The following is a 13,897-nucleotide window of genomic DNA, read 5'->3' as shown; positions in this document are numbered from 1 at the left end:
AAAATCCACACTTAACTTCCCCCAGACTAATTCGAAAATTTAGTAGATATCCCAGTGTCGCTTTATTCACTGCTTTCCAACTCAAGTAGATAGTATTGGAATACTTACCTAAAAGCTACATGCACGGATAATATGACCAGTAAATCTAATAGAGTTGAATAAAGATCTACTGAAGAATTTTTAGATCTAGGGGCTAGAAAAATGTAGTTAGTGCTAGGTCATAGAGGAAAGCTTTTACAGGCCGCGAGAATCAACCAGCGCATCACTTGCAGTAATGATTGTGCTTAACTGCTCAAAGAGCACTTATAGTACTCTCGAGAGACTTGAGCCAGTAGTTTTCGCCGTAAATTTAGAGGCCATGTGTTTCAAGGGAGACTCTACACCATTAACCATACCTGAGTAACTTGGGTAGGAATTTCCGCTCTCCGCTCTCCGCTCTCCGCTCTCCGCTCTCCGCTCTCCGCTCACAGAGCATCGTAATACTCTTCATTCTTTATATTCATACTCAACTCAGGGCATTGAAGCTCGAGAGTTATATCAAAGGCCAATATCTATTGGCTTATCTTCAGCGCATATTTTATATCTATAAATTCATATGCTCTGACTCCGTGTTAGGCCGAAACCTAACTATACAGGGTGTCTACCAAACGTGGGTAAGTCTTCCCTTTAACGCCCAAAACAGCGGCGCGCGTTAGCGCGTCCAGCCCGCAGGGCGATGCTGCCTTTGTTTGTTAGGTGCTTGACTGTGGGATTTCGTTTTGCCACAGGTAACACTCTAAATTTGTATCACGTTTAAAGCTCTCAAGTGCCTTTGTACTTATATACCATCGCCTGCAGATTACCAATAACTTAGTTATTGCCTCATCTGAAGGTGGTTGGTTAAAACTGATAGTTAGCTCCATTCCATGGCCTCGCACCTGTTTGTAATCAGGAAGCCCATAAATGCAGGAAAAGAAAATATTCTCATCTTCCTGGTCGTAGAAAGTTGGCCCATCAATCGTAATATCCATGCGTACACCTAGCGCTGCAGGCGTCGGGTACCTAAACTTGTTAAATGTTGCACATATTCGGCTATTGTGATTCCGCCTGCAATACCACCAATCAGTGGCAATGCAACAAATTGTGCATGATAAAAATCCATAGATGGAACTCTCAGACTATTTAAGGCCAAAAGCACAACAGAGATAGCGAGACTTAAAGTAAAGACAGCGTGCTTAGAAACCCCTAACTTCTTAGCAAGGACCAAGCCCACCACCCCTGAAAGTAGCCCTTGAGCAAAATAGCTCTTAATATTTAGAAAGATATCCAAATAGCGCGGCAAATCGAACACACTTGGCGGACGAAAGTAAAGTGACAAGCACAACATTGCACTCACCATAGCGGCCATTAGTACTGTGTATTTACCGATCTTATTCATATGACATTTAACGTCGTGCTCTGGGGAAAACCGGAGCGTAGCGTAGGTTTGTCCCTAGCAGCACTTTGTTAGGAACTCCACACATCACTGAGACCTGAACACTGAATTGCAGATTTTTTCTAGTGGAAAAATATTATTCCTCACGAGCTCGATTTTTTCTCGCATATTTCTCTTATACTCTTCATGGCTTACCTCCCCCACTATATAAACCCACTTCTCCCAGTCTTCGTCTGAGAGTGGCGATCTGTTAATCTTTTTCCAGAACATCTCATTGGCCCCAATCTGGTCTGAGGCTAAAAGTTTGAGAACATCTATTACATTTCCTTCCGTGAGAGATCTAAAAGCTGCGTCCACAATAAAATCAGCAATCGGTGTTTCCTGGCGGAGCTCTTCATCATATAGCTTTTTAAAATTTTCAAATTCTTGACCCATCGAGACTCCTAACGCCCGCAACAGGGGCGACCAATGCGATGCACATTTTTTGCGAAAATGGGAGCGCAGCGACCCGCACAAAACGTGCATAGTGTTGGGCGTCCGGCGGAGGCCCGCAGGGCCGTAGCACCCTGCTTGCATTTGTTAGATTTAGTCGGAGCAAATAGCATGGTTGACTATACCTAGCTCGACATTTGCCCAGCAACCACAAGGATTATTGGACTCAGAGCATTGGCCCACGGCAAAAACGTTGTCAGCCTTACTCTCCGAAACCCTACATTCACCCTGGCACTGTGAGCTACTCAGACACGATTTTCCGGCATCTGAATAGATGACGATGCACATCTCAGTGCCCGACATGCAGACAGGACGAAGCTCCCCACCAACCGCGAGGCACTGCTCTGCTGTTTCAATTGCATTGAATCTCGCAAGTTGTTCTTGCTTATATTTAGAAAGCATCCACTGCTTCATAGCAAACAACATCAAGATTACTAAAACAACGGCTGATATTGACTTGGCCATAGAAATCTAACGCCTAGCACACGGGCGGCCGAAGCAAAGCGTAGGCCGTCCAGCCCACATATTTTGTGGGCAATCGGGCTGCTTTTTGTTATGCATTAGCCTCTCCGCCAGTCTTTAATAGTTGCAATAAATAGGGCTATGAAAATTACTAGAAGGAAAAAGGCAACACCATAGCCCACGGCACCATCTGCTTTTGCTCCTTTGGCCTCCCAATGTCCATAGGTTATAAGCTGGTATAGCATTGCAAAAGATATGAAGCCACTAGTAAATACAGCTAGTAACATATGCCGCAAATTGAAAAGCTTTTTCCCAAAAGCAAGCTCCCCCCATGAAGGAGTCTCAATTTTTCTATCGAGGCCTTTTCGACGCCATCGGCGGTCTTTGAGATTAGACATAGTTTTTATTCATAACGTTGCCAGCAAGGGCAGCCGGAGCAGAGCGTAGGCTGTCCAGCCCAGCCTCCGGCTGGGCGATCTTGCCTGGCCTGGTTATGAGTGACCTCGCACTGTGAATAAAATCATTTCTTTCTAGGGCCGCCAGCAAAGTAGCCAGCCAAAATTAGTATGACGGCAATACCAAGCGTGTACCACTTGCTAACACTAGGGCTATCTGAGGGAACAACCTTGTAATAGCCATTTTCCGGTGTAGATTGCACCCAATTCAGCGGAACAAAATCCACTAACTCAGGAATTCCTGTAGCTATTGCTATCAGTGTGTAAACAAAGATCGAAATCCCTAAGTAAAAAATTATCTTAGCCATTCTCAACCGGCTCCATAACGCCCACAGCAAGCGCGCGCTTTTTGCGTCGCTTTGAATGTGATTGTTAGGCATTTAGTAGCTATGGACTTGCACGCTAACTGCAACAAAGCTATTGCCGCCTTTTTGTTTGTATTGCCATGATTCGTAGCCCGCTGAAATAGCTACAACCTCAAGAACAAAATATTCGCCCAGTTTAATACTGATGTCACCAACTAAATCATTACATTGCGCTGACAGGATTTCATGCTCTGCCATCTCATTTAGAGCGGCCTCACCATTAAATGGTTTGTCACGGCCGAACATTTGATCATGGTCATCGCTGGTTGAGCATATGCAACCATCCTCGATCAGACGCCACATACACTCAATATTAAGTGAGTCTCCATTGGCAAAGTGGATAAGCCAACTTTTTGATGGTTTATCAAACTTTGCCGACTCAATTCTAGAGCCGACTATATTTTGAAGCGGCAATTTACTCATTAATTGGGGTGCCTAACGCTAAGCTAAGCGGACCGAAAAGCCGCTAGGCTTTTTGGGTCCGGTGGAGGCCCGTAGGGCCGGAACGAACTTGAGCGCCTTGTTAGGTTTTTTGGCTTTCAATTTCCTCGACCTTACTGTCGTACAGTGCTTTTGCGCCTGCAATTAGTATTTGTAGCCTCTGTTCTGTGGCAGTTTCTATAAGGTCTGCCACTTCTTCAACCATGTCTATTTTTTCCGCGATTTCGATCTCACTCGACAGGTGCTGCTGAAGCTCAGACCACATATTTTCTTGAGCTTTTCCAATTTGCTCTTTGAATATTTCTAATTCCGCCGCCGCTACCAGTTTTGGATCGTGCTCAGGGTCTTCACACACTGTTTCTAGTCGGCCTTTAAACACTTCAAGAAGGTTTACCGTAATTTGATCTAACCTTGCAGATGAAAATTCATCTACTTTTGATACCAAGTGGCCACCGAAGTCTTGGCCTTTCTCATATGCGGCCTGATTTTTCTTATCTTTATTTCGTTTACCTGAAATCCAATCGAGAAACGCCATATGATTCTCCTTTTGAAACCTAACGCGCCCAACAGGGGCGGCTGAAGCGAAGCGGAAGCCGTCCAGCGGAGGGCCGTAGGCCCGGAGCATACTGCTTGGGTTTGTTAAATGATTTCTCGTAGGGCATTTGCCGCCTTCTTATTGCCAAGGGATTGGGCCAACTCTAGAGGTGATTCTCCACCATCATCTTTGGTAACTTTTGCCCCAAACCTTCTCAGAAGCCGAATGGCATCCGGCTTATCCATCTGACTGGCACAGTGAAGCGGAGTAAACCCGGATTCTCCAATTGCGTCTATATCAGCACCTGCTTCGATCAAAATAGTTATCGCCTCACAATCCCCCCAGTACGATGCTATATGCAACGGAGTATCTCCATAGCCATTTCGGTAGTAGACCGAGTCTATCTGATGCATTGAGAAATCCGGAACACTTTCTATTTGCCTGAAAATTTCTTCAAGGGTTCGCATAGTATTTAACGCTCAGCACACGGGCGGCCGAAGCGTAGCGTAGGCCGTCCAGCCCGCGCTTTTTGCGGGCGATCGTGCTGCTGCTTGTTAAGTACTTTGCCATTCATAAGAAAAAGGCTGCTCCATGTTTTGTGTCCAAGTTACCAGCTTTTTACCAAGGTTGTTTAGTTCTTGGTTAGATATACTGGAAAAGAAATGTGCAATCGCCGTAGATTCGTCTTTATTTTCGGAGTTGTTATTGGTACGAATTTCTATATTTAGTTCTCCGAGTTTTTTGTAAGTTACTTTGCACAAAACATAAGCGTAGTAATTTGATACCTCTGAACCGTACTTCAGTACAACCTCACCTTTGCCAAGCTTCGGAAAGAAATTTTCAAGCTGCTTTGCGAAGGCAGAAAAGTCATCTGGATAGATATAAAAATCTTGTGTTGTAGCTAGGAGATCATTAGAGGCTGCTAATTCTAGTTGCAACATAGAATCATCATCTTCCCAAACCTTTTTAAATTTTATGAACGCCATACTCTTGTGTACTTAACGCCCACGGCAGGGGCGGCTTACATTATGCGCGATTTGCGCAAAAATGGGAGCGAAGCGACCTGCGCAAAACGTGCATAATGTAAACCGTCCCGCGGAGGCCCGAAGGGCCGTAGCTTCACTGCCCGTGTTTGTTATAGGTTTGCATTCTCTGGTTCATGACCACTGCTTTTCACGAGCAACAAAATTTGAATCAAGACCAATGGCGGCATGAGCGATAGCAGAAAGCCAAAAAATGTTGACCTACCTACATGTGTGGTTTTGTCTTTAGCGATCGTGTACACAATATAGGTTCCAAGGATTACACCCAGTAACCAGAAAAAAGTATTTGTGTAGTATGCCAGTACTGTCAAATTTATATTCACCTACTTAGACCTTGCTCTTACCTATAACGCCTGGCGCAACGGCGAAGCACATAGTGCTGAGTCCGGCAGCCGATGGCTGCGTATTGCCGCCGCTTGTTAGGCTGCTTAAAACATTTCACTGTAATTATATTTAGCAGCCTCTGAAACATAATTCACTGGGTCATCAAATAGCGTTATTAGCTCTCCTCTCAAACTTTCAATATGTTCGTCCCCAATTATATCGCAGACATGTTCTCTAATTCTTGGATTTTCATTGTTAATATTAGACTTGAGGAGGGTGTTCCTATCTTCTGAGTACTTGTAAACCCTATAAGCGAAAGCCCACCCCGAAACCTTATCATCGTTGAACTTAAGTGCAAGCTTCTCTATTTCAGCATTGTCAAGAAAAAAATCACGCTGAGAAATAGCTGCGAATAGGGCTTCCGTCACCTCATCTTTATTATCGCTAAAAACCGCTCTGTGATAATCATCCATAATGAGCTCTAACGCCCAGCACAAGGGCGGCCGAAACAGAGCGAAGCGGCGTGTAGGCCGTCCAGCCCGGCGCTTTCAAGCCGGGCGATCGTGCTGCTGCTTGTTAAGTTTTTAGTGCCCCATTGGATCAAAGTATGCCTCCTAAGTTAGTGCGCTAGCTTGTTTTGACTTAGCCTTTTTCATATAGATCATTGCATTTTCGTGCGTTGAACAATTTATAAGCGCTACGCCAAGATTGTAAAATGCATGCTTGTTATTACTACCTTGATCTATTGCCTTTTTAAGGTACTTAGTCGCTTCTTTATGATTGCCCATATCACATAGAACAGTACCATAGTTGATGAGAGTCATTTCATGATCAGAGTTCGTGCGTAAAGCCTGTTCAAGCAAACCCTTTGCCTCATCAAAATTTTGATGCCACTTGGAGCTATCTTTCCAAGTTTCATCTATCAAAGACTTAGCTTTGTTGTTTATATCTTCAATGTTCATTCTGAAACTTAACGTTGCCAGCAGAGGCTGGCCTACACTGTGTATGCGCGCAGCGCCGGAGCGTACTTCCTGACTTGGTTAGGTGAATTACCGATGAATAAGTTCGCCATTCTTCTTTACAAATACAGGTTCTGTTACTGTAAGTCTCTGTCCATCTCTATAAGCAACGGTTTTTAGCTCTAACTGAAAGAACCTGCCGTCCGAATAAAACCATTTAGTAACTATTGTTTTTACGTTTTCATACTTAGTTCCTGGTGCACCTAATTTACCGAGGTTTGCATGTTCGATTTTACTCATGTCGGTTACATGCGGGTCACCTGCCCCGAAAATAATTAAGTAACACTGTGAAGACTCTTCTTTGTAGCAAAGCGCATAAGCGCTTTTCCACTTATTCCACTTTCCTTGGTCAATGGCTAGCGAAAGTTTCTCTCGTGAAATATTTTTGAATTCAGAGATCCGGCTCAAGGCATCTACAAGATCATACTCACCACAAGCAGTCGCTTGTGAAGCAAGAGTTAAAAAAACAGTTAAAAGTATTGATCTCATATTCACCTAACGCCTCAATAACCGGCGCCGTAGGCGCGAAGTTGATTGACTTGTTAAGCATTTACACATTGCTTGCTACCCATTCCTTAAACGAGGGACAAACCTCTTTGAAATGGTCTTTGGGACCTACCCCTGGATCATAGTCTGTTGGATCGAATTCAATGACTCTATTAGTTCTGCTCGCAGAGTCGATACAATAGTGGATTGCACACCCAACATGGATAAATGGGATTAGTTCCGTTGGCCAAACCCAGTTTGAATCATCTGGGTCATCAGAACGAAAACTCTGATATAGACTTAAGATCGAGTCATCTAAGTCGGTTTTGTGACCGGTAACAATTCCGAGCATGCCATAATCCGGGCCAAAGCCGCCATTTCCTTTTTCTTTGTAGAGTTCAATTAAAGATACAGGGAGTTCTATCTCTGTTTTTACTTTGAACTCTTTCGCTTCCTTTTCGATGCTCATAGCTTCATCTGATGCTTAACGCCTCAATAACCCGCAGCTGGCACGTAGCGAAGCGGAGTGTAAGCTGTCGGGCGCCGAAGGCGCGTAGTTAATTGATTTGTTAGTTGCTTAACTTCCAAGTGCCTCATAGGAGACCCAGGCTAGAACTATAACTAAGCACCCAAAAGCAAACCAGTGATAGTTTTTGGCTGCCTGTAGGTCAACCGCAACCATCGGGACATATAAGAATTTAAGAATACCGCTAGATATAACAACCAACACAGAGGCAAAGACTGGCCACCAGGTTTTAGCGAGGAGAGACCATAGCAAGACTACGGGAACACCAAAAGTTACCAGTAAGCTCTCAAGTGCTGTACCAGCGTAGTGCTGCTTAGAGTAACCACCACAATTTGGACAAATAGCGGGGTGCAACGCGCTGGAATTGAATTTACCCCAATTCGAAATCACCTTTTTATTACAGTGTGGGCATTTATGTTTCATTATCTTCATTAAGAGCAACTAACGCCTTGCTTAGGGGCGCGCACTTTTTGCGCGTCCCGTGGAGGCCCGTCTTTTGGGCCGCAACATACTACAGCAACTTGTTAAGTGTTGTAGTAGTAATTTGCAAGGACTATACCGACAATAAATAAACAACTAAAAGCTGCTTGTTTAATGCTAATGCCTTTCTTATCACTGGCTCTGGCTGAATATTTAGCTATGGCATAAGTAGATATGCCATATAAAAATAGTCCGGCTATGAGTACCAGCCAAGACTTAAATATTACAACCAATACCGGCATTGCAATAGGCAAAAACACATAGCCAATTGCCGTAGATAATTTTTGAAGAGCATCTCTCAGTTCTGGGTGCATAGACACTTAACGCCGCCAACACGGGCCGAAATGTAGCAGCGAAGCTGTGGAATGTAGGTCCAGCCAGCTTTGCTGGCGTTCGTGCTTGGCTTTGTTATGCATTTAAAACTCGTTGATGAGTTCGACAATTTCAAGCTCGGCAACTTTTTGCGAGCCACCCACCAAATATGCTCTTTGGCCTACTTTAACTCTTTCACGAATCATGTCGAAGTAACCATCCTTATCCTCGTAGATTGGCTTTCTAATAATGGCCGTACCTTCATCCAGGGCTTCCCTCTCGCCCCCTACGATGTTTTCTTCAGACAGTGTTTCGAATTCTGGATAAAGCGCAAAGACATATCTGTTTCCCGCGTCAGATTCGAATTTCAAATCACTGCGAAGACCGTTCGAAAGCTTACACTGCGTGTCAAGCTTTCTATACCGAACTCGAAAATAGTAGTCTTCTTTATCGAACATTACTTTGGGCTCTCTGGTGCATAACGCTCAAAGCAGCGGTGCGTTTACGCATCCGCTGCCTTTGCTTGTTATGTTTTTACAACCACTTGCACTGCAGAACTGAAGCTGGTTGTCGTTTAATACAAGACCTTTACCGTACCCTTGGTTTGGTTGCCTGAAGTCGGAAGCCAGAACATTGCCAACTGTAACAGGCAGCTCTCCATTTATTGCCTCGATAGCTTCAGGCCCAACTTTGCTTGAGTGAATGACCACTTGGATAGTACCGTCCCACATTTCTTGCGTGTAGTAAGTGGCAAATCCACCGCAGTACTTTTCTACTTGCTGGCGCATAGCATGATCGTCATTTTTCCATGGATTAAACGCATACCCAAATATGAGCACAACTCCTATTACTAGAACCAAAACCAAAGCGCTTACGATTTTAAGAAATTTGGTAATGATCTTCGATTACTCCTAAAACATAACGCTCAGCACACGGGCGGCCGAAGCGTAGCGTAGGCCGTCCAGCCCGCGCTTTTTGCGGGCGATCGTGCTGCTGCTTGTTAAGTATTTTGCCATTCATAAGAAAAAGGCTGCTCCATGTTTTGTGTCCAAGTTACCAGCTTTTTACCAAGGTTGTTTAGTTCTTGGTTAGATATACTGGAAAAGAAATGTGCAATCGCCGTAGATTCGTCTTTATTTTCGGAGTTGTTATTGGTACGAATTTCTATATTTAGTTCTCCGAGTTTTTTGTAAGTTACTTTGCACAAAACATAAGCGTAGTAATTTGATACCTCTGAACCGTACTTCAGTACAACCTCACCTTTGCCAAGCTTCGGAAAGAAATTTTCAAGCTGCTTTGCGAAGGCAGAAAAGTCATCTGGATAGATATAAAAATCTTGTGTTGTAGCTAGGAGATCATTAGAGGCTGCTAATTCTAGTTGCAACATAGAATCATCATCTTCCCAAACCTTTTTTAATTTTATGAACGCCATACTCTTGTGTACTTAACGTTGCCAGCAAGGGCAGCCGAAGCGGAGCGTAGGCTGTCCAGCCCAGCCTCCGGCTGGGCGATCTTGCCTGGCCTAGTTATAGCTGGCGCGCACTGAACGACCTACTTGCTCTTTGCCAGCCAACTTTGGCTGGCCACTGCCCAATCTTTACGAAGAAAGAAAACCGCACTTTCCCCAACAAATTCCTATCTTACTGGCACCCCACAAAATTGCAGCGGACTACCCGCATCTACCACACTTGAGCAAACACTCAAGGAGCGAAACCACTTGAATATCAACCAATAAAAATTGCTCAATACTGGCCACTATTTAGTGGCACTAAACCTTCAGTTGCCACGAAAAATCAATAAAACCGACCGCCACAATAACGTTCGCATTTGCGGCCGCTGGAGCATAGCGTAAGCCGTCCGGCCGCGATAGCGGCGAACAACATGCGCTTGTTAAGTGTTTCGATACCAAGCATCACTATTGAATTCCTCGGGTATATTTTGTTCAGCTGGATCATCAAACCCCATACTCTCTAATTTATCAAACCATTTATCTCGTTTAGAGCCCGGTAACTCTAGACCACACCATGGACAAAACTTGATAGAAATAGAGCTATTACCGCCGTCATGGATTATGAGACCATATTCATCGAATTTCGGGATATAGGAGACAAGAACGTCTGGACACTCGTAGATACTCTCATGATCCTTACAGTCAAGCTCGACTCTTTTCCCCATTTCTTCGCAACAATGCATAATTATCTTGGACACTTAACGCCGCGTTCAGGGGCTACCAATGCAGCGCACCGTTTTGTGTAAAATGTGAGCGCAGCGAACTACACAAATAAGGTGCATAGCTTTGGGAGTCCCACTGCAACGCTTTGTTAGGAGTTGCCTGGCCACTTTGGAAGAGCCTCTTCAATTACAACTCCGTTTTCAGTGCTTATCTTTAGTTTTAAACGATCTTCAAGCAACTCAATTGAGTACTTTCCTAAAGGACACTTACTCCCTTCATATGATGTGTCTACTTCGAAGGAATAGCTCCCAGCATCCGCTTTCAAAACTGCATACCTGAATTGGCCTTTACTACACCGAAATATGAGCGCCTGCCCTCCGTTAGCGCGTCTTGCCCAATGAAACTCTCGATAGAGTTCAGTACTTTCTGGAGCTTTAGACAATGATCCATACACGGCGATTGTAGTTGCCTGATCCTTCTCAGCGGCAGCAGCAGAATCAACCATTGCCCAACATAAAGCTATCAAGAATAAAGCACGCAATACTCTAAACTCCTAACGTTGCCAGCAAGGGCAGCCGAAGCGTAGCGTAGGCTGTCCAGCCCAGCCTCCGGCTGGGCGATCTTGCCTGGCCTGGTTATAGCTGGCGCGCTCTGAACGACCTACTTGCTCTCTGCCAGCCAACGTTGGCTGGCCACTGCCCAATAAATTTACAGGGAAAAGTACCATACTTTCCCCACCAATTAACTATCTGCCTGGCACTCCACAATGCAGCAGCTAACTTGCAGAACTTGTTGGCTTAAAACGAAGGCACTTGAACGAAACTGCGGTACCAGTTTGAAGGAGAGCACTCTGACGAAGCGTGTTCAGGTAGAGATTGTTACTTGCAGCAACTACAAACTATCTAAAAATTGACCGCCACAATAACGCCTAAAGCACGGGCGCAGCTTTGTTGCGTCCTGTGCCTATATTTGTTAGGGGACAACCATTGTTAAAAATGGAAGTTCACAACCTTGTCGAATACTGACTTCACTTCCCAATAAAGGGACTGGAGAGCCGTCTCTCATAACCAGGACATCACAATTACCATCTTTATGAGATAACTCTATAGAATAGGTGCGCCCTTCCAGCGGTTCAATATCAATGATATTTCGACAATATAAAGTTTTGTAACTGATTGAATTCGGACCAAAACCAGGAGTTTGACGTACAAGACCTTGTACAGAAAAAGAAAATTTTGTACTTGCTTGGACATTAAATGACACGGTGTCGACTTCGGGTATACCAACAGTCATTGAGTTAATAAGGCCAATCAAGCTATTCGCAGGCGTATCACAAGCATCTGTATGTCTATATACCGGAACATTATGGCTATATTGAAAATCCGATTCATTTATTGAAACGTTAATTTGAGCTAGCGGCCCACTTATGGGCTCATTGTATCCAATTTTCACACAACCAGCCAAAACAGCCGGCACCAAAATATTAACTATTCTCTTCATATTTACTTCAATTTTCTAACGCCCGCAGCACGGGAAAGTTTGTAGCGCAGCGGAAAACTTGTCCTGTGCCTGCGCTTGTTAACTGCTATAGCAGATTGTACCTGAATGAGTGCCCGTAGCGCCCCATACGTGTACCACCAAAGAATCTATCGGCAACATTAAACAGTTTTGGAATCTGCAAAAGTTCTCCCTCTAATGCTTGTTGCTGGTACAAGAAAAGCACCGACACATATAGTGCAGCAATTGAATTAAGGCAGTTTTTAAGATTTGCCTTATCAAAGTGCTCATGGCGGTGATGCTTTACCTTATTATGGTCTTGCCACCAAAAGGGAGGATGATTATCGTCCCAATCCGTCCATGGCTTCAAAGTTAAACCATATCTTGGAAGGATAACTTCAAATTCCTTAAAATTTGGCAGAGCGCGCTGCAGTTCACCCTGATAAGCATTGATCGAGTTCGCGGTGCTTTCTGGATTCAAAGCCTTACATAATTGCTTTAATACCACATCGACTTCCGCACTAGCCGATAAGAATAATCTAGCAATCTCAATTGAGAATACGCCGTCGTTCGCAGAAAAGTCTACAAATCGACCAAGTCTATCCAGATCCTCTTCAATGGCTAAAAAGAAATTCCAGTGAATTAGTGTGTCCTGTCTTTGTATGCCCACGATATCTCCTGGCAGTTAACGTTGCCAACAGGGGCGGCCGAAGCAAAGCGTAGGCCGTCCAGCCCAGCTGTCAGCTGGGCAATCCTGCTTGGCCTGGTTAGAAGGCTACTTACGCTGCTGGAGTACAATTTTTTGTTCCTTGTCTTGTGCTTTTACCAGATAAGTATTTGTACCCCATCCTCCGGCCTGTAAATAGTCTTGTACTTTAAGATCGAAAGAAACTCTTTCTCCCGTATACGCTTGATCTTCCTTCACGCCTACAACAGGAGTCAAAATAACTTCCCCAGTATTTCCTTTGAAGTTTTCAGGATTACCAAGCCAGCGCTCACTAAGGAATACTGATTTTATATAAGGTTTCCACATTGGTTTGTTTTTGATAGTTCCTCTCAATCTGTACTCGATAACAGCCTTGGAATTAAATAAGTACAAGTTGGAGTATATTTCTTTGGTTTCTAATACGTCGATTACTAGGTCGTCTTGGTAGCCCCACCACCCAATTTTATACGTTATGGGTACATCAGATTTTGGTTCAGGTATTTTAGGCTCTAGCGCTTTAATCAGGAACCAGTATGTGGCAGCAAGTAGTGCTGCCACTACGCATGCTATAACGATCGTGATTTTGAGTTTTCTCGACATTCTCAAAGCCTTCTAACGCTAAGCTAAACGGCAGGCGAAGCAACGCGTAGCCTGTCCGGTGGAGGCCGCACTTTTTGCGGCCGGAACGTATTTGAGCGCATTGTTATAGCCCACTACTTTAGTGTCTCGGCGACAAAACACTGTAATAGACCTTCGTCTTCATAGAGTTCTCGGTACTTTGCTAGAGGAAGGTTGCCCTCGTTATATTGTTTTTCAAAAAATAACCGCAACCGCCACTCGTCTGGGTCTGGCTTATCAAAATCGAAGTCGATACCTCCAACATCAGCGGTGCGGTACACGTCAACACCGCTGCCATGGGTCACGTACATCCAGTTTGTGCCTGGGATAGATTTTCTCCCCCGGTGCTTGCTTTTAAGGATATCTTCTGCCTTTTCCAGATCAAATGCACGAATCAAAAGCTCCTCTGCCCACGCCTTTTGAGCGTACCAAAGGGGAATTATTTTTTTAATTTTCTCGAGGTTATCCATTATTTTCTTGCGCTATAACATTTATATAGTGATCATCATGACCACTATTATCCTGATTACTATTTCAGAAGCAATCCCA

23 protein-coding genes are annotated in these 13,897 nt (G+C 44.3%); all 23 read right to left on the bottom strand.

Annotation, left to right across the window (positions count from 1 at the left end):
• Positions 1-731: 731 nt before the first annotated feature.
• Positions 732-1,010, bottom strand: coding sequence for a hypothetical protein (locus tag ACJJID_RS06170; RefSeq protein WP_444921927.1), 279 nt, complete (start codon positions 1,008-1,010; stop codon positions 732-734).
• A gap of 8 nt (positions 1,011-1,018) precedes the next feature.
• Positions 1,019-1,417: a hypothetical protein gene (locus ACJJID_RS06165; protein ID WP_444921926.1), complete on the bottom strand. Its 399-nt coding sequence runs from the start codon at positions 1,415-1,417 to the stop codon at positions 1,019-1,021.
• 84 nt (positions 1,418-1,501) lie between these two features.
• Entirely contained in the window at positions 1,502-1,849 is a 348-nt protein-coding gene (locus ACJJID_RS06160; protein WP_444921925.1) for a hypothetical protein, read from the bottom strand.
• 617 nt (positions 1,850-2,466) lie between these two features.
• The gene (locus ACJJID_RS06155) at positions 2,467-2,766 is read right to left on the bottom strand and encodes a hypothetical protein (protein ID WP_444921924.1); all 300 of its coding nucleotides are present in this window, start codon (positions 2,764-2,766) and stop codon (positions 2,467-2,469) included.
• A gap of 122 nt (positions 2,767-2,888) precedes the next feature.
• Entirely contained in the window at positions 2,889-3,131 is a 243-nt protein-coding gene (locus tag ACJJID_RS06150) for a hypothetical protein (RefSeq protein ID WP_444903081.1), read from the bottom strand.
• Positions 3,132-3,203: 72 nt separating this feature from the next.
• Positions 3,204-3,611 carry a hypothetical protein gene (locus ACJJID_RS06145; RefSeq protein ID WP_444921923.1) on the bottom strand — a complete coding sequence of 136 codons (408 nt, stop codon included), beginning with the start codon at positions 3,609-3,611 and terminating at the stop codon, positions 3,204-3,206.
• A gap of 100 nt (positions 3,612-3,711) precedes the next feature.
• Positions 3,712-4,164 (bottom strand): hypothetical protein, encoded by a 453-nt coding sequence (locus tag ACJJID_RS06140; protein WP_444921922.1) that lies wholly within the window; start codon positions 4,162-4,164, stop codon positions 3,712-3,714.
• 104 nt (positions 4,165-4,268) lie between these two features.
• Entirely contained in the window at positions 4,269-4,577 is a 309-nt protein-coding gene (locus ACJJID_RS06135; protein WP_444921921.1) for an ankyrin repeat domain-containing protein, read from the bottom strand.
• A 141-nt stretch (positions 4,578-4,718) separates the two neighbouring features.
• On the bottom strand, positions 4,719-5,105 hold the full coding sequence (locus ACJJID_RS06130; protein WP_444921920.1) for a hypothetical protein: 387 nt from the start codon (positions 5,103-5,105) through the stop codon (positions 4,719-4,721).
• A gap of 530 nt (positions 5,106-5,635) precedes the next feature.
• Positions 5,636-6,004 carry a hypothetical protein gene (locus tag ACJJID_RS06125; protein ID WP_444921919.1) on the bottom strand — a complete coding sequence of 123 codons (369 nt, stop codon included), beginning with the start codon at positions 6,002-6,004 and terminating at the stop codon, positions 5,636-5,638.
• Positions 6,005-6,145: 141 nt separating this feature from the next.
• Positions 6,146-6,493: a tetratricopeptide repeat protein gene (locus tag ACJJID_RS06120; RefSeq protein ID WP_444921918.1), complete on the bottom strand. Its 348-nt coding sequence runs from the start codon at positions 6,491-6,493 to the stop codon at positions 6,146-6,148.
• 87 nt (positions 6,494-6,580) lie between these two features.
• Positions 6,581-7,039, bottom strand: a complete 459-nt coding sequence (locus ACJJID_RS06115) for a hypothetical protein (RefSeq protein ID WP_444921917.1) — start codon at positions 7,037-7,039, stop codon at positions 6,581-6,583.
• Positions 7,040-7,100: 61 nt separating this feature from the next.
• Complete coding sequence (locus tag ACJJID_RS06110) at positions 7,101-7,505, bottom strand: SMI1/KNR4 family protein (RefSeq protein WP_444921916.1); 405 nt, start codon at positions 7,503-7,505, stop codon at positions 7,101-7,103.
• 581 nt (positions 7,506-8,086) lie between these two features.
• Positions 8,087-8,356: a hypothetical protein gene (locus ACJJID_RS06105; protein ID WP_444921915.1), complete on the bottom strand. Its 270-nt coding sequence runs from the start codon at positions 8,354-8,356 to the stop codon at positions 8,087-8,089.
• 102 nt (positions 8,357-8,458) lie between these two features.
• The gene (locus tag ACJJID_RS06100) at positions 8,459-8,812 is read right to left on the bottom strand and encodes a hypothetical protein (RefSeq protein ID WP_444921914.1); all 354 of its coding nucleotides are present in this window, start codon (positions 8,810-8,812) and stop codon (positions 8,459-8,461) included.
• Positions 8,813-8,839: 27 nt separating this feature from the next.
• Positions 8,840-9,142, bottom strand: coding sequence for a hypothetical protein (locus ACJJID_RS06095; RefSeq protein WP_444919619.1), 303 nt, complete (start codon positions 9,140-9,142; stop codon positions 8,840-8,842).
• A gap of 212 nt (positions 9,143-9,354) precedes the next feature.
• A complete protein-coding gene (locus ACJJID_RS06090; RefSeq protein ID WP_444921913.1) occupies positions 9,355-9,786 on the bottom strand; it encodes a hypothetical protein in 432 nt (143 codons plus the stop codon).
• 458 nt (positions 9,787-10,244) lie between these two features.
• On the bottom strand, positions 10,245-10,547 hold the full coding sequence (locus tag ACJJID_RS06085; RefSeq protein WP_444922608.1) for a DUF6980 family protein: 303 nt from the start codon (positions 10,545-10,547) through the stop codon (positions 10,245-10,247).
• Between the two features lie 128 nt (positions 10,548-10,675).
• A complete protein-coding gene (locus tag ACJJID_RS06080; RefSeq protein ID WP_444921912.1) occupies positions 10,676-11,068 on the bottom strand; it encodes a hypothetical protein in 393 nt (130 codons plus the stop codon).
• A gap of 431 nt (positions 11,069-11,499) precedes the next feature.
• Complete coding sequence (locus tag ACJJID_RS06075; protein ID WP_444921911.1) at positions 11,500-12,027, bottom strand: hypothetical protein; 528 nt, start codon at positions 12,025-12,027, stop codon at positions 11,500-11,502.
• Positions 12,028-12,112: 85 nt separating this feature from the next.
• Positions 12,113-12,694 (bottom strand): hypothetical protein, encoded by a 582-nt coding sequence (locus ACJJID_RS06070; RefSeq protein ID WP_444921910.1) that lies wholly within the window; start codon positions 12,692-12,694, stop codon positions 12,113-12,115.
• 105 nt (positions 12,695-12,799) lie between these two features.
• On the bottom strand, positions 12,800-13,330 hold the full coding sequence (locus tag ACJJID_RS06065; protein WP_444921909.1) for a hypothetical protein: 531 nt from the start codon (positions 13,328-13,330) through the stop codon (positions 12,800-12,802).
• Positions 13,331-13,443: 113 nt separating this feature from the next.
• A complete protein-coding gene (locus ACJJID_RS06060) occupies positions 13,444-13,818 on the bottom strand; it encodes a DUF6896 domain-containing protein (RefSeq protein WP_444921908.1) in 375 nt (124 codons plus the stop codon).
• Positions 13,819-13,897: the final 79 nt, after the last annotated feature.

The organism is Microbulbifer sp. CnH-101-G, from assembly GCF_052466775.1.
The sequence above is the reverse complement of the archived record's forward strand: the minus strand, read 5'-3'. Positions and strand labels throughout refer to the sequence as shown.